Genomic DNA, 18,993 nt, shown 5'->3' with positions numbered 1-18,993 from the left:
TAATATGGATGAATTATTTACAGAAAGTGCACGAGCGGTTTTAGCGATTGCACAAGAAGAGGCAAAATATTTTAGGCATCAATCTGTAGGCTCAGAACATTTATTATTGGCACTAGTTCTAGAACCCAACGGTATTGCAGGGAAATCACTGCGCCAATTAAATGCAGATAAGAATGATATTCGTGAAGAAATCGAACATTTAACAGGATATGGAACAGTCAAAGCATATCCTAAAGGAGCTTATTTACCATATTCTCCTCGTGCAAAACAAATTTTTGCTTATGCAGGTGATGAAGCGAAACGATTGGGTGCACCGAATATTGGAACGGAACATATTTTACTAGGTCTACTTAGGGATGAAGATATATTAGCGTCACGTATATTATTGAATCTAGGTTTGAGTTTATCTAAAATGCGTCAATTACTAATGAAGAAAATTGGGATAACTGACCCGCAAATGAGTGGTAATGTTGGACGCCGCCGTAACAATCAAGCTCAAAAAGCAGCACCTAAAGGAACACCAACACTAGACTCATTAGCTCGTGATTTGACAAAATTAGCCCGTGAAAAAGACTTGGATCCTGTCGTTGGGCGTTCACAAGAAGTCAGACGTCTGATTCAAATTTTGAGTCGCCGGACAAAGAATAATCCTGTTTTAGTCGGTGAACCTGGTGTTGGTAAGACAGCGATTGCGGAAGGATTAGCTCAAAAAATCGTCAATGGTGAAGTTCCAGAGGATATGCAGGAAAAGCGTTTAATGATGTTAGATATGGGGGCTTTAGTAGCAGGTACTAAGTATCGTGGAGAATTTGAAGATCGACTGAAAAAGGTGATTGACGAAATTTATCAAGATGGCGAAGTGATTTTATTTATTGATGAATTGCACACGCTGATTGGTGCGGGTGGTGCGGAAGGTGCGATTGATGCATCCAATATCTTAAAGCCAGCTCTTGCAAGAGGAGAGCTACAGACAATTGGTGCCACAACATTAGATGAATATCAAAAATATATCGAAAAAGATTCTGCTTTAGAACGTCGTTTTGCTCGTGTACAAGTGGACGAGCCGACACCAGAAGAAGCTGAAGAAATTTTAAAAGGTCTACGTTCGCGCTATGAGGAACATCATGGGGTGGAAATCACAGATGATGCATTGCATGCGGCTGTTCAGTTATCTGTTCGTTATATCAATTCACGTCAATTACCTGATAAAGCAATTGATTTGATGGACGAATCCTCCGCCAAAGTTCGTTTGGATTTGGCTGATGAACCTTCTGAGGTGAATAGTTTACGCATTGATATTGCTCATTTAGTTCAAGAAAAAGAAGCTGCAATTCAAGCGCAGTCATTTGAAAGTGCAGCAAGATTACGCCAAAAAGAGAAAAAAATGACACGGAAGCTAGAAAATATTCTCTTATTAGAACAAAAAGAAGCTTCTGGCTACGCTAATCGTGTGACTGAAGAAGATGTAGCGAACGTTGTTTCACAATGGACGGGTGTACCGTTACAACAATTAGAGAAAAAAGAAAGTGAACGCTTACTTGAATTAGAAAGTATCTTACATCACCGAGTAGTTGGTCAAGATGAAGCAGTTCAAGCTGTGTCACGTGCAATTCGCAGAGCTCGTAGTGGGTTAAAAGATCCAGATAGACCTATTGGCTCATTCATGTTCTTAGGTCCAACAGGGGTTGGTAAAACTGAGCTTGCAAAAGCGTTGGCTGAAACAATGTTTGGCAGTGAAGATGCCCTTGTTCGTGTCGATATGTCTGAATTTATGGAGAAATACAGCACTAGCCGTTTAATTGGTTCACCTCCAGGTTATGTAGGATATGAAGAAGGTGGTCAGTTGACTGAAAAAATTCGTCAAAAACCATATTCTGTCATTTTACTAGATGAAGTTGAAAAGGCACATCCCGATGTTTTCAATATTTTATTACAAGTATTAGATGATGGGCATTTAACAGATTCTAAAGGGCGTAAGGTCGATTTTAGGAATACTATTTTGATCATGACCTCAAATATTGGCGCAACAGCAATTCGCGATGAAAAAAATGTTGGCTTTAATGTCCAGGATTTAACTAAGGACTATGGCGCAATGCAAAAACGGATCATGGAAGAGTTGAAAAAAGCTTTCCGTCCAGAGTTTTTGAATCGTGTTGATGAAACAGTCGTCTTCCGTTCATTGGATCAAGCAGAAATTCATGAAATTGTGAAGATCATGAGTAAATCGATTGTTCAACGTTTGCGAGAGCAAGATGTGAATGTAAAGATTACGGCAGCTGCAATTGAGGTAATCGGTAAAGTTGGTTTTGATCCTGAATATGGAGCGCGACCGATTCGACGTGCATTGCAAAAAGAGGTCGAAGATCGTTTGAGTGAAGCTTTACTATCTGGACAAATCCATCTAGGTGATAAGGTGACCATTGGCGCAAGTAAAGGTAAAATAACGTTGAATGTCAAATCACCTAAACCTGAACAAATTTTACAAACAATATAATCAATAATTCGCTGTGCAAAACGAATCTGTTTTGTACAGCTTTTTTCAATTGAAGTGGCTGTAGAGTATTGTTTTTGTGAAAAATGAGCGTTAAAATTACTAGAGGCTATTGGAAAGTTTGTGAACCTATGCTACTATGAAACAGTTGTTAGAAGGCTGGTAAATAGAGATGAAATCATATAGAAACTAGCTTTATTTTTCAATTGATACTAATCGGGTCCATTCAGCTTTTAAGGGAGGATACAAAATGATTGAACTTATTGCAACTGCTGAATCAGTAGAACAAGCAGAGGCGTTATTGGCAGTTGGGGTAGACACTTTATATATTGGAGAAGAAACATTCGGGTTACGCTTGCCGACATCATTTTCGCGTGAAGAGCAGCAAAACATTATTGAGATGGCTCATAGAGCAGGCAAAAAAGTGACGGTTGCACTGAATGGAATCATGCATCCGGAGAAAATGAAATTGGTACCTGAGTATTTGAATTTTTTGCAAGAAGTCAAAGCGGATCAATTAACTGTAGGAGATCCTGGTGTTGTATTTGTGATCCAGCGTGATGGAATCGAGATTCCATATATTTATGATGGTGAAACTCTAGTGACCAGTTCCAGACAAATTAATTTTTGGGCGAAGCGTGGCTCGATAGGTGCAGTCTTAGCACGAGAAGTTCCTTTTGAAGAAATGAAAGCAATGAAAGACAATTTGCTAGTTCCAGCTGAAGTGCTTGTATATGGTGCTACATGCATCCATCAATCAAAACGTCCGCTGTTGCAAAACTACTATAATTTCACAAAGAATGATGAGTCAACCAGTAAAGAGCGTGGCTTGTTTATATCCGAACCCAAAAAAGAAGAAACACACTATTCAATTTATGAGGACAGCCATGGTACACATATTTTTGCGGATAACGATGTGAATTTAATTGGAGAACTCGAAAAGCTTCATGAACATAATTACACAAAGTGGAAACTTGACGGAATCTATGCACCAGGAGAAAACTTTGTAGAAGTAGCGAAATTATTCGCAGATGCAAAAGAACAAATCAAAGTAGGTCTTTGGTCAAGCAATCAGGCACAAAAAGCAATTGAACAAATCAAAGCCCTACATCCAGAAAACCGTGGGTTAGATATTGGTTTCTTTGATTTAGATCCAGACGAGATAAAATAAGGAGAAAAAACACATGACAAACGAACGAACACTGAAGCGTCCTGAGGTCTTAGCACCAGCAGGGACGCTAGAAAAACTAAAAACAGCTATTCATTATGGCGCAGATGCAGTTTATATCGGCGGTAACGCATACGGCTTGCGCAGTCGTGCCGGCAATTTTACAAAAGAAGATATGATTGAAGGCGTAGCGTTTGCTAATGAGCATGGAGCAAAAGTTTACGTGGCGGCAAATATGGTCACTCATGAGGGAAATCAAGAAGGAGCAGGGGACTTTTTCCGAGAAATCCGTGATGTTGGTATTTCTGCAGTAATCGTATCTGATCCGGCTTTGATTGAAATTTGTGCAGCGGAAGCACCGGGCTTACCGATCCATTTGTCTACACAAGCTTCAGCTACCAACTATGAAACACTGGAATTTTGGAAAAATGAAGGATTAGAGCGTGTTGTTTTGGCACGTGAAGTATCGATGGACGAAGTGGCAGAAATCCGTAAAAATACGGATGTTGAGATCGAAGCGTTTATCCATGGGGCAATGTGCATTTCTTATTCAGGTAGATGTACGTTGTCTAATCATATGTCAATGCGTGATGCGAACCGTGGTGGTTGTTCTCAATCTTGCCGTTGGAAATATGAGCTTTACGACATGCCTTTTGGTGGAGAACGTACAAGCTTAACGGATAAAGGTGAAGTAGAGGAAGAATTTTCTATGAGTGCGGTCGATATGGCTATGATCCAACACATTCCCGAACTGATTCAAAATGGTGTAGATAGCTTCAAAATTGAAGGCCGAATGAAGTCCATTCATTATGTTTCAACAGTAGCCAATGTTTACAAAAAAGCGGTCGATACCTATATGGAAGATCCTGAAAATTATGAATGTAAACAAGAATGGATCGATGAGCTGTGGAAAGTTGCACAAAGAGAACTTTCAACTGGTTTTTATTATCATGTACCGACAGATGAAGAACAACTATTTGGAGCGCGTCGTAAGATTCCTCAATATAAATTTATTGGAGAAGTCATGGCATATGATCCAGAAACAAAAGTTGCAACGATTCGTCAAAGGAACCATTTCAGTGTAGGCGATGAAATTGAATTTTATGGTCCTGGGTTCAATCACTTCCATCAAACAGTAGAAGTTATGTATAATGAAGAGGACGAGTCGATCGATCGAGCACCAAATCCAATGATGATTTTAACGATGCCGGTTGAAAAACCAGTGGCTGTTGGTGATATGATTCGTAAGAAGAAATAAATACTATGATTGAGGGATTCGCTATTACAGCTTATCCCTTTCATTGCAAGGAGGATAAGTAACTATGTCAAAAGAATATGATTATATCGTCATCGGTGGTGGGAGTGGAGGAATTGCTTCTGCTAATCGTGCCGGTATGTATGGCGCTAAAGTATTACTAATTGAAGCTAGTGATATCGGTGGAACATGTGTCAATGTGGGCTGTGTACCTAAAAAAGTCATGTGGCAAGCAAGCTCAATGATGGAAATGGTAAAACGCGATACACAAGGGTACGGAATGGATGTAGAAGTAAAAGGCTTCAGCTTTAAGAAGCTTGTTGAAAATCGTGAAGCGTATATTGATAACTTACATGCGGCTTATTACCGTGGATTAGATAGCAACAAAGTAGAGGTTTTAGCTGAGTACGCTACATTTATTGATGATCATACAATTGAAGCCGGTGGTGAAAAGTATACAGCACCTCATATTTTGATCGCTACAGGCGGACGACCTAAAAAATTAGGCATTCCTGGTGAGGAATACGCGATAGATTCTAACGGTTTCTTTGCTTTAGAAGAACTACCAAAACGAGTTGTATTTATTGGTGCGGGCTATATCGCAGCTGAACTTGCTGGAACCATTCATGGATTAGGTGCGGAAACTCACTGGGCATTTAGAAAAGAACGGCCATTGCGAGATTTTGATGATATGCTATCTGAAAAAGTAGTTGAACATTACCTTGAAGATGGAATGCACATTTATCCGAATTCAATACCTCATTCAATTGAAAAACTTAATTCTGGAGAATTAGTGATTACCTTTGAAAATGGGACTAAAATTACGGCAGACAGTATTGTTTTCGGAACTGGTCGCCAACCAAATACAGATAATTTAGGATTAGAAAATACCCACATTAAATTGTCGGATAAAGGCTATGTGAAGGTTGATAAGTTCCAAAATTCAACACAGGCTGGCGTTTATGCAGTAGGAGATGTGATTGGAAAAATAGATTTGACACCAGTTGCTATTGCTGCAGGAAGAAGATTATCCGAACGTTTATTTAATGGAAAAGAAAATGAATATTTGGATTATGAAACAATCCCTACAGTTGTCTTTACTCATCCAACAATTGCGACTGTTGGACTAACAGAAGCACAAGCAAAAGAAAAATATGGTACTGAAAATATCAAAATATACAGCTCAACATTTACACCAATGTATTTTGCACTAGGGGAGTATCGCCAAAAATGTAATATGAAATTAGTTTGTGCAGGTGAAGAAGAAAAAATCGTTGGACTACATGGTATTGGCTTAGGTGTCGATGAAATGCTTCAAGGTTTTGCTGTTGCAATCAAAATGGGTGCTACGAAGAAAGACTTTGACAATACAGTAGCGATTCATCCGACAGGTTCAGAAGAATTCGTGACAATGAGGTAAAAATTAAAGTCAAAAAGTTAAATTTTAATTAAATGGTGTTGCCATATTAATGGTATAATGATGGTATAAATAATTTAAGGAGCTATTTTTTTAAGGTTGGTGAATTTTATGTTGGATATAAAAAATGAACTTGGAAAAAAAATTCGGCTAATACGTGAGCAGAAAGGCTTGAGTAGGGAAGCATTTTGTGGCGATGAAATTCAGTTGACGGTTCGGCAGTTGTCGAGGATAGAAACAGGGGAATCTTTACCGACATTACCTAAGTTGACGTTTATCTCGCAGAACTTAGCAGTACCTATACACCATTTAATTGACGAGAAACATATGGAGCTACCTAAAAAGTATTTACAATTAAAATCATCATTGTTGAAGACAAGCACCTTTAAAGAAGAAGATAGAATTACATTGAAAGAATCTTACTTCGACAAAATTTATGAGGAATTCTATGATGCTCTACCTGAAGATGAACAGTTATCAATTGATGTACAACAAGCAGCAATGGATGTTAATTTAACAGAAAACACTGACTTTGGAACAGGGATTCTTAGTGAGTATTTTTTTCAACTACAACATAAAGAGGAATATTCTTTAAATGATTTGTTGATTGTTAACTTATATTTCAACTGTATTTACTACAAAGAGTACGATGAAAATCTTTTTGACAAGCTTTTAAACGATGTGATATCACAAGTTGACTATTCAGTAGATATGGAATTATTTCTAGTCAATACTATCTTGCTAACCGCTGTAAGTGTTATTATCAAATATCAAAGCTACAGCGAATTGGACAAGATTGTGAAGATATCTAATTTGATTATGCAAAAAAGTAAAGATTTTCATAAAAAACCAATCATTGACATGATTGAAGGAAAGTATCTGCTTTTCTCTGAGAAAAATGTAGAGAAAGCAAAAGAAAAGTATCTTTTAGGGGCACAAGGAGCTGAGTTTTTTGGTGATCAGTTACTTTCTGCTAAGATAAAAGAAGAGTGGGAAAATGATTTGGCTACCAATAGTTAAAGTAACAGTTACATCTATCGTTCTCAAATTGGATTATGGAGGCTGATTCATTCTCAAAATATAATTAATTATAATTTTTAAGTTGCTGTAATGTGTGTGAAGCATATTACAGCAGCTTATTTTTTTTCGGTTTTATCTAAACCTACAGTTCAGGACATAGATGTCATGTTAGAAAAATGAGAATCACATTATACTGAATACATCAGTTAGAGATAAGAAATGAAGGAGGAAAAAAGATGGACTTCTCTATTTTTTTAAAAGTATTGTGGTTTTCGGATTAAATAGTAAATAAATAAAATGGACATGAATGTCATGTTGAAAAAATCAGGATCACATTATACTGAATACATCAGTTAAAGATAAGAAATGAAGGAGGAAAAAAGATGGACTTCTCTATTTTTTTAAGAGTGTTATGGTTTTCGGACTAGAAATTAAAAACGGACATAAATGTCATGTTGGAAAATACATAACTAAAATATACTAAACTCATCGATAAACATTATGAAAGAGAAGTGAGTTGAATATGGGGAAAATTGAATATTATATAAAACAAGAAAAAATTACTCAAAGAAAGCTTGTCATCGTCAATAACTCTGAAAAAGAGAAGCTATTTCAATTATTGTTTGAAGATGAATTATTTAAAATAATACACTTATATGCAAGAGAAATAAAAGAATATGTGTTACAGAACGATGCACCAAAAAGTATCAAAGTTTTAGAAATTCATTAGAGGAGGAGAAAAAATGATTAATGTCAGAAATCTATCAAAACGCTTTAACCAAACTATTGCATTGGAAAATGTCAGCTTCAATATAAAAAAAGGTGAAATCTTTGGATTCTTAGGACCTTCTGGAGCTGGGAAAACAACAACAATTAATATTTTGACTGGACAGCTACAGGCAGACTCTGGTCAAGCCAGTATTTTAGGAAACAAGGTAAACGCTCTTAAAGGAGATAGTTTAGAAAATATCGGTATTGTAAGTGATAAAAGCGGATATTATGAAAAATTATCATTATATAAAAATCTGTTACTTTATGGAAAAATATTCAAACAAGATAAAAATAGAATTGAGACATTGATAAAGCAAGTTGGACTCTTTGAAAGTAAAGATAAGCCTGTAGAAAAGCTGTCAACGGGAATGAGACAACGAATGTTGTTAGCGAGGGCCTTAATTAATCAGCCGAAAATTTTATTTTTAGATGAACCAACAAGTGGATTAGATCCCTCTACTTCTAAAACAATACATGAGCTTTTACTGAAATTGAAACAGGCTGGGACTACAATATTTTTGACAACGCATGATATGAATGAGGCGACATTATTATGTGATAATCTAGTTCTTTTGAATAATGGAAAATTAATTGAACAAGGGACACCTACAGAAATCATCAAAAAATATAACACTGATAAGAAATTGAAAGTAACTTATGTGAATGGAGAAAATGAATATGTTCCTTTTTCAATGGAGAAGATCCTTAATAAAGGAAAAGAAATTTTTTCAGTTCATTCATGTGAGCCAACGTTAGAAGATGTATTTATTAAATTGACAGGAGTGAAGTTAAATGTTCAATAAAATCAGAAGTTTAGTGTGGTTAAGGACAAATATGTTACAGACGAATAAGAATTTGTTGATTCAAATTTTGATGCCATATGTATTGTGTCTATGCTATAAAAAATTTATGAATATGGACGATCAAGGAAGTATTTCTATTGTATTTATGTGCTTGGCTATGAGTTTTTCATTCTCAATAGGAAATATGATTTCTAATACTATTTCAGAGGAAAAAGAAAAGAATAACCTAAAAACATTAATTTTATCTGGGGTAACTGGTACAGAATACATTTTTGCGACACTTTTTTATCCAATCGTTTTTGGTATTACATCAATTGTTATTTTGCCAATACTAGCAGGAGCAGATTTAGATCAGCAATATTTTAGCTATATTGTAATCAGTATACTAACTGCAATTGCAGTTGTCTTAATTAATTTACTAGTGGGAATTTTTTCAGAAACGCAGTCCAAAGCACAGATTAATTCATTACCAATTATGTTCATAACGACGTTGTTACCTATGTTTACAACGGCTAATGAAACATTAGCAACAATTAATGAATATAGTTTCATGGGAAGCTATACAGGTTTCTTTGCTAACCTAAAAAGTTCCCCTTTTGGAGAAAAGAGCTTCGTCATTTTAGTAGTCTGGATTCTAGTCTTATTTGTTGCAAACATGATTGTGTTTAAAACCAATAAAAGTGGGCTATCTTTCTCAAAAATTTCCAAAAATTCTGAGAACCGCTGGGTTTTAAAGACCAATAAATCATAAAATTAATTTTATGCATCTGAATTTAGAATCTAGTTTTTGTACTATTTGAGGAGGTGATGTGAAAGAAGAAGGTAATCGATTTGAAGTAGCATTTGGTTCGTCATTTTAAAACGGTGTTTTGCATCGTTTAATAAAAATAAACTAATTGATAGGAAAGGAGATCCAGCATGACAAATTTAATTATTTCAATTTTACCAGCAGTACTTATTATGCCATTACCATTCTTTTTTTAAAAAAGTGTGAGAGAAAATGAAGGAAAAAGAGAGGAGGGAGAAGAATGGGATTAGTGATCGCAGGAGCATTTGTAGCAGGCTACATTTTGGGAAGCCGTTAATTAAAGGAATCTCTGAAATTATGATAGATAAGAGCTAACAGTTATTTATACACATTTAACAATAAAAAATTAGGAGGAAATTATTATGACAGAATTTAGTATTGAAAAAATGGAAGATGTGACTACACCAGTAGATTGGTTAGGTTGGGGGATTTTAGGCGCAGGAATTTTGGTTGGAGTAGCAGCATGCTAATTTTTAAAGGAGGAGAAAATATGATGACAGAATTTAATATTGAAGAAATGGTTGACACAACAGTTGCTGCAAGAGATTCATTGGATTATGCACTTGTTTTTATTGCAGGTGTTGGCTTAGGATTAGCTATTTGCTAATCGACTAACTAGATTTTTGAAGCAGCATTAAATAGCTGAACAAAGGATGGGCAAAAATGGTTACTCATCCTTTGTTTAAAAAAATTTATGAGTTATATACATAATTTATTAGCAGGGTATTTTTTACTAGTAAATAAAAAAATCTATAACGGAGGTAGGAGAAATGGAAGGGACGATCCAATTAAACAAAGCAATTTTTGTGAAAAAGATGCATCAGTCCGCTAACTATTTTGTTTTCAATAGCACGAATAAAACAAGTTATACCTTTGGTGAAAAAGAAGGGAAATTGTTAGAAGCGTTAGAGAAGCCTAATTCTTTTGCTAGTGTGGTAGCAGAAAATCAAGCTCTTATGCAAGGAGAACAAATTAAGCGTTTTTTACAAGTTCTGAAAGACAATGGCTTTTTAAAAAGTAGCGAGTGTAAGAATACAAATAATTTTTTTAAATACAAAATTCCATTGATAAATCCTAGCAAATTTATTGAACCTGCTTCAAAGGGAGTTCAAAGAATCTATCAATTATTTACAGCTCTTCAGGTTCTATTGATGGGTCTAGGATTGGCAGCATTATTTTTAACAGGAAAACCTTTGCTGGAGGATTTAAACCAAATTGACTTTTCTATTTCTTTTGTAGGGGGAAGTATTTTTATTTTCTTTTTATCACTCTTTATCCATGAATTAGGACATATGCTCACGGCCTTATATTATAATTTACCTGTTCCTGAATTAGGTATTATGTTTTATTGTTTTGCTCCGTGTGGTTATGTGGATATTAGTGCTTTAAACACGTTGAAAGCAAAATGGCCGCGATTGAATATTTTATTAAGTGGTATTTTTATGAATACTACACTGCTGGCAGTGGGGCTGCTACTATACTGTTTAAATCTCAACAATCAAGTAGGATTAGTGTTGATTTTAGTTAACGTCTCTTTAATTATTGCTAATTTAATGTTCTATTTAAAATTAGATGGATATTATATTTTAACTGTGTTGATTGAAGAACCTCAAATAAGGGAAAAAGCCTTTCAATATATTCAAACTTTGTTTTCTAAGACAAAAGTGAGAAAAAAATTTGGCTTGGTAGATAGCATTATTTTGGTCACTTTTGCAGGAGTATCATTGATTTATATACCAACGTTTATTTTGACATTGATAACTAGAGTCATTTCAATTATTTTATAACATTAGGAGGATAAAATGAGCAATTACTATTTGAATCCGTTTGTCTTTATATTGGAAAGGGAGGGGCAAACATATATTAATACTCCAATTGGCTATAACTTCTTTTTAACAAAGGAACAAGAACACTATTTGAGCAATAATGATGTTTATAGAATGGAGTGGGCAAGTGAATTATTTTCTGAGGAGGAATGGGCAGAACTAATCAAAAATAAATGTATCATTTCAGATGAAGTTGATGTCGCCAAACAAGATTCAAGAACAAAAGCATTTTTTACTTCTCTTAATTTAGAAGAACAGTACGAGGAGATCAAGATGAAACACGTGTTGATTTTAGGTGCTGGTGCAATAGGCTCGTATCTGGCATGGGGATTAGTTACAGCAGGAGTTAAGCAACTAACGATCGTCGATTATGATGAAGTTGAAGCTAGTAATCTGAACCGACAATTGCTATATAAGCAATCAGATATAGGCAAATTGAAAATAGACGCATTAAAACAGCATTTATTAGATATTGATCCTTCTTGTGAGGTAGAGATCATCAATCAAAAGATTGATTCTAAATGTGATGTAGATAGACTAATTGAAGCAAAACAGTTCGATTTACTTGTAAAAGGTGTGGATACACCGGCTGAAATTTCAGAATGGGTTTTTGACTCAGCAGAAGAGCATCGCTTGGCCTACACATCTGGAGCTACAATTGGCATTAATTTAATGTACGGTCCAAGCTTTATTCCAGGGTATTCTGGATCGTACAAAAATATTTATCTTGAAGGGAAACCCTTTTATTCAGAGATGAAAACTACCTTGATTACTGGGAAAGGTGTCTCAGCAAACTTTGCAATCGGGACAGTTTCAGCCAAGATATTGCAAGAATCATTGAAAATATTACTAGGTTTAAATGAGTTACTAATATATAATAATAAAATTGTTTTGGAACAAGCTTTGACCAACCAGATAAGAGAAGCAAAAATAAGAAAGCGTGGAAGAAACAGTATGGTATTACTACTTTCATTAATTTTAACAGTAGTGTCTTTTGCCATACCAGGAACCAATTATTTGGTGCTATTCTTTATCTCATTTTTAGTCATGATTCTTTATAGAAAGAAACCAGTAAATGTTTTCAAATATGCGTTTGCTTGTGGAGCAGTGTCTGGTGGTGCAATAGGTCTTAATTTGTTGGTTTCACTGATAGGAACTAATCTTGAAAAGCCATTATCTATTGCTAGTAATTTAGGATTTACATTATTTTCGATAGTATCAGCTATTTGCTTGAACGTTGTCTTGTTTTGTTTTGTAAGTGGAATTTTTTTATACGGGAATAACAAAATGAATAATTGGAAAGGAAGGATTTAAGATGAAAAAAAAGATTGCGATTTACAGTTTAGTCGGCATTATGCTACTCTCGTTTTTAGGGTTAGGAATAACATTGTCTACTAAAGAGGAATCAGGAAAGCTGTTTTACGTTTCAGTAGCAGGTATCAGTGTATCCTCAGTATCAGTTTACTATTTAAGAAAAGATGGTATTAAAGGGAAATGCAGAAGATAAAATGTTAGTGTGAATGTATAAAAAGTTGGGACTATATTAGAGATACGAACCTCTAATATAGTCTCAACTTTTTGAGTTATCTCATTCTTAATTCGTTCGGTTCAAAATAAACTTAGTTATCGTTAGCAACGTATTTTTAGCGTCAGACTCTGTATCTGGTAGCTTTTCAATACTGCTTAACGCTTTTTCAGTATATTTTGTTGCTAATTCTTGTGCCTTAGCAACACCATCTCGGCTGTGAACTAATGAGTAAATTTGCTTTGTTTCGTCTTCAGTCAGCTGCTCCTTTTTCTCAAGTAGTGGCAATAAAGCTTTTGAATCTTTTTGTAAAGCATATAAAAGTGGCAATGAATAGATTCCTTGGCGGACATCTTCCAGTACTGGCTTGCCAATTTGTTCAGGGCTTTGGGTATAATCCAAAACATCATCGATAATTTGAAAGGCAATCCCGATATTTTCCCCGATGGTCCCGCAATTTTTAGCAAAACGTTCTGAGGTCCCACTTTCATATGCACCGACAAAACAGCTTAGTGAAAAAAGTTCAGCTGTTTTACCAGAAATATTCTCTAGATATTGCTTGATCGTCATATCAATATTGTAACGATTGTCCATTTGACCTAATTCACCGCTCAATATTTTTTCCATACTTCTAGAATTCAGTTGAATACTCTTTAAAGAAGATGAATAGTCAGCAAGTAGTTTAAAACAGCTGACAAATAAATAATCACCAGCATAAACGGCTGTACTATTACCGAATTGAGAACGTATAGTTGGCAAGCTGCGTCTGATATCTGAATCATCTACAATATCATCGTGAATCAGCGTTGCAGTGTGCAGTAACTCGATTGCGGCAGCTAAAGCAATAGCTTTTTTGCTCTCTCTATTCTCGCCAAATTGTGAAAATAAAAGTTGGTATGCTGGTCGTAATAGTTTGCCGCCAGAGTGGATCATGGACATAACAGCATTTTCGACCTCTTTATTTTTTAAATTAACGCTATTTTCCATCAGCTTCAGTGTAGTATTTAATTCTTTAGCTAGTTCAGGATATGTTTTCCACATAGGATGAATGTTCATAAGATGACTCCTTCGATTGTACTCAGTCAAGCCAAAATGTTATTGGAAATATTGGCTCCATTTATGTTTCGTTGTCGATTCGTAATTTAATTGAAATTGCCGTAAGGTTTGAACATGGCGTAATAGGTAATTTGCTGCTATTCCTATCGCGATTCCGGATAGTAAGCCGATAAATGAAAGAAACGGTAGATAAAGCATCGGAGCCCACGATTGAGCAAAGAAACAAGTGGTCAATAGTTGTCCAACATTATGTAAAAAACCGCCGGCTGCACTGATTCCGATAATACTGACACGTTTTGGGCCTAACTGCATGATGATGAGCATACCTAAATAACTAAGTAATGCACCACTAGCACTGTAAAAGAAGGTAGAAATTGTACCACCAAGTAAGGTTGTTAAAATCAGGCGCATACAAACTAAAAAGAAACTATCTCTTTTGCGCATCGTGAAAATAGCAATGATCGTAATCAAGTTTGCTAGCCCTAATTTTGCACCTGGAGCGAAAGCAAAAGGATAGGGAATCATATTTTCTATCAATCCAATTATCACACCTTGAGCGACTAACATGGAAATATAGATATTTTTTTGTAATTTGCTCATAGTATACTGGCGATGTTTAATAAATCAAACTGCCATCCTCACTCCCGTCAGAAGCCTCAACTGTAATGAATAAGTTGTGGGGTAAACACGCGATCGGTGTTTCGCCAGCTTTAGATATCCACCCTCGCTGTACGCAAATTTGATCTCCGCAATTTGTTTCAACCATACGGATTCTGTCACCGCTCACTTCTATTACATTATAATCACCATCAGCTGCTTCATATTTATATGTATAGGTGGGACCATCTTCTTTCAATTCAAAGACTTTGATGACTTCTCCATCTACTTTTAAGACTGCTTGTTTTGTTGCATCATCTGTTCCAGTATTTTGTATACCAAAAACAACAAGAGGCAAGAAAGAGCTAATTGTTAAAAGTAAAATAATGGCAATATCCCAAGGACGTAAATAACTTTTCTGAATAAATTCTTTTAAATCCAACTCTTTCCTCTCCCTTATAGTTTTTATTGTTCTGTATTCTATCATAATGAGAAAAGAAAGTTCTAGGAGTAAACCTAGAACTCTCTTAGACTTTTACTATAAAAAGTAATTATTTACTGGTATATCTGGATTTAGGTGTTCCATACCACCATTTACCTAGTGTACGTTGTACCCAAGGGATAACCCAGCGGTCTAAACCAAGTGCGCGTCCAGAGCCATTCATTAAAGCGAAGGCTACAAAGATAAACCAGATGTTTACCCAATAGAACATACCTGATAGACAGAAGGCAATTGTTAAACCGATTGTAGCTGCACTACTTATCCAAGTGAACAATCCAGCAATCAAGGCTAAAGCAATCAAGACTTCAACGATCGTCATGAATTTTTGCATGAATAACGCAACTTCTTGGTTAGGCATCATGAATTTCATCACACTTTCAAACCATTTAGGCATATGTTCGAAGACTTGCATTGGTTCTTCACCATAGGCATAGCTTAAACCAAATTGAGCAGCTTTTGCTGTAGTCTCAGTTGTTTCAGCTCCTGCAGCAGATGCACCTGTTGTTACTTGTTCTTGTAACCATGGGAATGGGAAGGCTACTTTATCGGTAAACCATGAACCATCACCAAACCAAGTACTCGGTTTTAAGTAATCACCAGTTCCGACAATTTTCTTCATAGATTCGACTAACCAAACCATACCGTAGAACACACGCAAAGGAACGCTCCATAAAACATTACCATAACGAGATGAATGTCCACGTGTTACATTGCGGTCGTCTTTAATATGGAAGAACTCGTGCATGATATATTGGAACATGTAATAGCCAGAACGGATATCAAAGAAATATTTCAAGTTAACGATGTGTTTCATAATGATTGCTAAGAAACCGCTAAGGTGAATTTTATCAAATAAGTTTGCCACACCCCATTTAGAGCCGACAGAAACCATGAATCCTTGATAATTCCCTTTGAATTTGTGTTTTTCACTACCTTTGATGTCAGCCACAATATTCGCAGCGGCAGTATGACCTGTCTGTTCGGCAGCTTGAACAATTTGTGGTGTTGGTGTTTCAGGGAACTCTTCGTAATAAACCAAGTCACCAACAACATAAATATTTTTGTCTTCATAACCTTTGGCTTGCATGAATTCATTTGCGATCAAACGATTGCCACGAGCTGATTCTAAACCGAAGTCAGCAGCATCAGAAGTTGCTTTAACACCAGCAGTCCAAATCAGTGTGTGTGTTGCAACAGAAGAGCCATCTTTTAATTTGATGTGATCTGCAGCGACTTCAACGATTGGTGCATTAAGCAATAATTTAACATTTTTCTTCTCTAAATAACGTTCAGCTTTGGCTGCGTCATTACGAGATAACATGTTTAAGATTGTCGGCATTGCTTCAACGACCATTAATGTAAATTCATTTGGATCAAGTTTGAAGTCCTTTGCAAGACGATCTTTCCAGTCGATCAGTTCGCCGACCATTTCAATCCCAGTAAATCCTGAACCGCAGACAACAAATGTCAGCATTGCTTTACGAACTTCTGGATCTGGTTCGATTGCTGCTTTTTCAACTGTTTCCAAAATATGTTCACGAATTTTCAGAGAGTTTTCAAAAGACCATAAAGTAAATCCATGTTCTTTCACTCCAGGAGTTCCAAAATCATTTGGTTCGCCCCCCATACCGATGATCAATTGGTCAAATTCATAAGAACCTAACTTCGTTTGAACCACTTTTTTGTCTTTATCGATACCAGTTACAGTGTCTGTGACAAGGGTAACATTCTTTTTACGTGAAAATAGGCGTTGTAAATCATATTGAATTGCAGAAGGTTCAACACGCCCTCCGGCTACTTCGTGTAACTCAGTCATCATGGTGTGGTAAGAATGACGATCAATTAAGGTAATCTCAACGTCAGAATCTTTTTTTAATTTTTTGGCTAAAAATTTAGTTGCTGAAACTCCAGCATACCCAGCTCCCACAACGACAATTTTTTGCTTTGTCATTGATAATCCGCTCCTTAAGATAAATAAAATAAAAAATGATAATAATTACACAATTGAATTCATTATATAGCGATTTTGGGGTTTTGTCTAATAACAATTCTTAAATATAGGAAATAAACTTTTTTTATTAAAAAGACGTGAAAAACGAGTAAAATTTTGTTTTTCTTTTATAACTTTAATTGACATAATTGTAATTTTCTATAGAATGTAAATTATATCACAAACAAAAATTGTGAATGTTTAAGAAAAGGAAAAGGTGAACAAAAATGAAAATGAACAAAATTGTAAAGGGCTTCACAGCTATCGCACTTTCATCTCTTTTATTAGCAGCATGTGGATCAGACGACAAAAAAGATACAGCAAAATCTTCTGAAACAGATACTGCAACTTCAAAAACAGTTGAATCTTCTACAGCAGGAGAAAAAGAAGCTGGCGCAGATTTACAAGATGGTACGTATAAATTAGAAGAAAAAAATGAATCTAACGGTTACCGTGCTACATTTGAAATGACTGTTAAAGATGGTAAAATCACTGAATCTAAATACGATAATATCAACGCTGATGGTAAATCAAAAGCGGATGATAAAGACTACGAAAAAAATATGAAAGATAAATCAGGCGTAGGCCCTGCTGAATATATCAAAGAATTAAACGATTCTTTCGTGAAAGCTCAAAGCGCTGACGGTGTAGAAGTTGTAACTGGTGCGACTCATTCTAGTGAATCATTCCAAAACTATGCACAACAATTGATCCAAGCAGCTCAAGCTGGCGACACTAAAACAATCGAAATCGATAATGGTGCTGACCTTAAAGATGGTACGTATGCATTGAAAGAAAAAAATAACTCAAACGGCTACCACACAGAATTTTCAATCGTTGTTAAAGATGGTAAAGTAACAGAGTCTAACTACGATAACGTGAATGATGAAGGCAAATCTAAAAAAGATGATGCTGACTACAACAAGAACATGAAAGAAAAATCAGGCGTAGGCCCAGCGGAATACATCAAAACGTTGAATGAAGAATTAGTTAAAGCAATGAACGAAGAAGACGGATCAGCTGCAAATGTTGAAGTCGTAACAGGTGCAACTCACAGCTCCCACTCATTCGTAATCTACGCAGAACAATTAGTAAACGCTGCTGAAAAAGGCGACACTAACGAAATCATTGTAGATAATATCGTAATGAAAAAATAATTTGTCATAGTACAAATTAAAAGATAATTATGGGCAGAATCCAGTACTAGATTGGATTCTGCTTTTTGCTGTGAATCACTGCGACTGGCTATGCCAGAGCAGATGATGAACAGTACTTGGCGACCAAAGGGAGCGAAGTAACCTTACTAGGAATCACCAAATGCTATGATCCTAAACATCAAGAGGTAATCAGTGACGCAATGAATCACTGCGACTGGCTATGCCAGAGCAGATGATGAACAGTACTTGGCGACCAAAGGGAGCGAAGTAACCTTACTAGGAATCACCAAATGTTATGATCCTAAACATCAAGAGGTAATCAGTGACGCAATGAATCACCATGACTGGCTATGCCAGAGCAGATGATGAACAGTACTTGGCGACCAAAGGGAGCGAAGTAACCTTACTAGGAATCACCAAATGCTATGATCCTAAACATCAAGAGGTAATCAGTGACGCAATGAATCACCATGACTGGCTATGCCAGAGCAGATGATGATTGGTACAAGGCGACTGCAAGGAGCGTTGCCTCCATTTACCCAACCAAAAGATAGAAAATCCTTCCCATTATCACCAAAAAGCGCTACTATAAATAAGACAATTTTTC

General features: G+C 35.9%; 16 protein-coding genes. 12 read left to right on the top strand and 4 right to left on the bottom strand.

Going from position 1 to position 18,993, the window contains the following annotated elements; translation table 11 throughout:
• Positions 1–4: 4 nt before the first annotated feature.
• The 11 genes from IGJ55_RS16170 to IGJ55_RS16120 all read left to right on the top strand — a co-directional run bounded on the left by IGJ55_RS16170 (position 5) and on the right by IGJ55_RS16120 (position 13,066).
• Positions 5–2,494, top strand: a complete 2,490-nt coding sequence (locus IGJ55_RS16170) for an ATP-dependent Clp protease ATP-binding subunit (RefSeq protein WP_069639740.1) — start codon at positions 5–7, stop codon at positions 2,492–2,494.
• A 247-nt stretch (positions 2,495–2,741) separates the two neighbouring features.
• A complete protein-coding gene (locus IGJ55_RS16165; protein ID WP_069639741.1) occupies positions 2,742–3,662 on the top strand; it encodes a peptidase U32 family protein in 921 nt (306 codons plus the stop codon).
• A 13-nt stretch (positions 3,663–3,675) separates the two neighbouring features.
• Positions 3,676–4,917: a peptidase U32 family protein gene (locus tag IGJ55_RS16160; protein WP_069639742.1), complete on the top strand. Its 1,242-nt coding sequence runs from the start codon at positions 3,676–3,678 to the stop codon at positions 4,915–4,917.
• Between the two features lie 64 nt (positions 4,918–4,981).
• Positions 4,982–6,334, top strand: a complete 1,353-nt coding sequence (gene gor, locus IGJ55_RS16155) for a glutathione-disulfide reductase (RefSeq protein WP_429948251.1) — start codon at positions 4,982–4,984, stop codon at positions 6,332–6,334.
• 108 nt (positions 6,335–6,442) lie between these two features.
• Positions 6,443–7,351: a helix-turn-helix domain-containing protein gene (locus IGJ55_RS16150; protein ID WP_430606877.1), complete on the top strand. Its 909-nt coding sequence runs from the start codon at positions 6,443–6,445 to the stop codon at positions 7,349–7,351.
• A 523-nt stretch (positions 7,352–7,874) separates the two neighbouring features.
• Complete coding sequence (locus IGJ55_RS16145) at positions 7,875–8,081, top strand: hypothetical protein (protein ID WP_429948254.1); 207 nt, start codon at positions 7,875–7,877, stop codon at positions 8,079–8,081.
• Between the two features lie 13 nt (positions 8,082–8,094).
• The gene (locus IGJ55_RS16140; RefSeq protein ID WP_430606875.1) at positions 8,095–8,925 is read left to right on the top strand and encodes an ABC transporter ATP-binding protein; all 831 of its coding nucleotides are present in this window, start codon (positions 8,095–8,097) and stop codon (positions 8,923–8,925) included.
• On the top strand, positions 8,915–9,676 hold the full coding sequence (locus tag IGJ55_RS16135; RefSeq protein ID WP_429948257.1) for an ABC transporter permease: 762 nt from the start codon (positions 8,915–8,917) through the stop codon (positions 9,674–9,676). The genes IGJ55_RS16140 and IGJ55_RS16135 overlap by 11 nt, the downstream gene beginning before the upstream one ends.
• Before the next feature lie 827 nt (positions 9,677–10,503).
• Positions 10,504–11,520, top strand: coding sequence for a site-2 protease family protein (locus tag IGJ55_RS16130; RefSeq protein WP_429948258.1), 1,017 nt, complete (start codon positions 10,504–10,506; stop codon positions 11,518–11,520).
• A 15-nt stretch (positions 11,521–11,535) separates the two neighbouring features.
• On the top strand, positions 11,536–12,873 hold the full coding sequence (locus IGJ55_RS16125; RefSeq protein WP_430606873.1) for a ThiF family adenylyltransferase: 1,338 nt from the start codon (positions 11,536–11,538) through the stop codon (positions 12,871–12,873).
• Position 12,874: 1 nt separating this feature from the next.
• The gene (locus IGJ55_RS16120) at positions 12,875–13,066 is read left to right on the top strand and encodes a hypothetical protein (RefSeq protein ID WP_430606871.1); all 192 of its coding nucleotides are present in this window, start codon (positions 12,875–12,877) and stop codon (positions 13,064–13,066) included.
• Between the two features lie 87 nt (positions 13,067–13,153).
• Here IGJ55_RS16120 and IGJ55_RS16115 read toward each other — a convergent pair whose 3' ends face one another.
• The 4 genes from IGJ55_RS16115 to IGJ55_RS16100 all read right to left on the bottom strand — a co-directional run bounded on the left by IGJ55_RS16115 (position 13,154) and on the right by IGJ55_RS16100 (position 17,190).
• Positions 13,154–14,140 carry a polyprenyl synthetase family protein gene (locus IGJ55_RS16115; RefSeq protein WP_429948262.1) on the bottom strand — a complete coding sequence of 329 codons (987 nt, stop codon included), beginning with the start codon at positions 14,138–14,140 and terminating at the stop codon, positions 13,154–13,156.
• Positions 14,141–14,179: 39 nt separating this feature from the next.
• Entirely contained in the window at positions 14,180–14,740 is a 561-nt protein-coding gene (locus tag IGJ55_RS16110) for a Gx transporter family protein (protein WP_034683622.1), read from the bottom strand.
• A 16-nt stretch (positions 14,741–14,756) separates the two neighbouring features.
• A complete protein-coding gene (locus IGJ55_RS16105; RefSeq protein WP_069639746.1) occupies positions 14,757–15,179 on the bottom strand; it encodes a NusG domain II-containing protein in 423 nt (140 codons plus the stop codon).
• A 109-nt stretch (positions 15,180–15,288) separates the two neighbouring features.
• Positions 15,289–17,190, bottom strand: a complete 1,902-nt coding sequence (locus IGJ55_RS16100) for an FAD-dependent oxidoreductase (protein WP_430606869.1) — start codon at positions 17,188–17,190, stop codon at positions 15,289–15,291.
• 266 nt (positions 17,191–17,456) lie between these two features.
• Between IGJ55_RS16100 and pplA the strand changes: the two genes are divergently transcribed.
• Entirely contained in the window at positions 17,457–18,386 is a 930-nt protein-coding gene (pplA, locus tag IGJ55_RS16095) for an extracellular electron transfer flavoprotein PplA (RefSeq protein ID WP_430606868.1), read from the top strand.
• Positions 18,387–18,993: the final 607 nt, after the last annotated feature.

The organism is Enterococcus sp. AZ170, assembly GCF_050545135.1.
GTDB classification, from domain to species: domain Bacteria; phylum Bacillota; class Bacilli; order Lactobacillales; family Enterococcaceae; genus Enterococcus_L; species Enterococcus_L ureilyticus.
This window is presented reverse-complemented; position numbering and strand designations above follow the sequence as displayed.

Excerpts from the sequence above, each read along its gene's own strand:
- IGJ55_RS16170 (WP_069639740.1), top strand. The coding sequence starts at position 5 with ATGGATGAATTATTTACAGAAAGTGCACGAGCGGTTTTAGCGATTGCA.
- IGJ55_RS16165 (WP_069639741.1), top strand. The coding sequence starts at position 2,742 with ATGATTGAACTTATTGCAACTGCTGAATCAGTAGAACAAGCAGAGGCG.
- IGJ55_RS16160 (WP_069639742.1), top strand. The coding sequence starts at position 3,676 with ATGACAAACGAACGAACACTGAAGCGTCCTGAGGTCTTAGCACCAGCA.
- gor (WP_429948251.1), top strand. The coding sequence starts at position 4,982 with ATGTCAAAAGAATATGATTATATCGTCATCGGTGGTGGGAGTGGAGGA.
- IGJ55_RS16150 (WP_430606877.1), top strand. The coding sequence starts at position 6,443 with ATGTTGGATATAAAAAATGAACTTGGAAAAAAAATTCGGCTAATACGT.
- IGJ55_RS16145 (WP_429948254.1), top strand. The coding sequence starts at position 7,875 with ATGGGGAAAATTGAATATTATATAAAACAAGAAAAAATTACTCAAAGA.
- IGJ55_RS16140 (WP_430606875.1), top strand. The coding sequence starts at position 8,095 with ATGATTAATGTCAGAAATCTATCAAAACGCTTTAACCAAACTATTGCA.
- IGJ55_RS16135 (WP_429948257.1), top strand. The coding sequence starts at position 8,915 with ATGTTCAATAAAATCAGAAGTTTAGTGTGGTTAAGGACAAATATGTTA.
- IGJ55_RS16130 (WP_429948258.1), top strand. The coding sequence starts at position 10,504 with ATGGAAGGGACGATCCAATTAAACAAAGCAATTTTTGTGAAAAAGATG.
- IGJ55_RS16125 (WP_430606873.1), top strand. The coding sequence starts at position 11,536 with ATGAGCAATTACTATTTGAATCCGTTTGTCTTTATATTGGAAAGGGAG.
- IGJ55_RS16120 (WP_430606871.1), top strand. The coding sequence starts at position 12,875 with ATGAAAAAAAAGATTGCGATTTACAGTTTAGTCGGCATTATGCTACTC.
- IGJ55_RS16115 (WP_429948262.1), bottom strand. The coding sequence starts at position 14,140 with ATGAACATTCATCCTATGTGGAAAACATATCCTGAACTAGCTAAAGAA.
- IGJ55_RS16110 (WP_034683622.1), bottom strand. The coding sequence starts at position 14,740 with ATGAGCAAATTACAAAAAAATATCTATATTTCCATGTTAGTCGCTCAA.
- IGJ55_RS16100 (WP_430606869.1), bottom strand. The coding sequence starts at position 17,190 with ATGACAAAGCAAAAAATTGTCGTTGTGGGAGCTGGGTATGCTGGAGTT.
- pplA (WP_430606868.1), top strand. The coding sequence starts at position 17,457 with ATGAAAATGAACAAAATTGTAAAGGGCTTCACAGCTATCGCACTTTCA.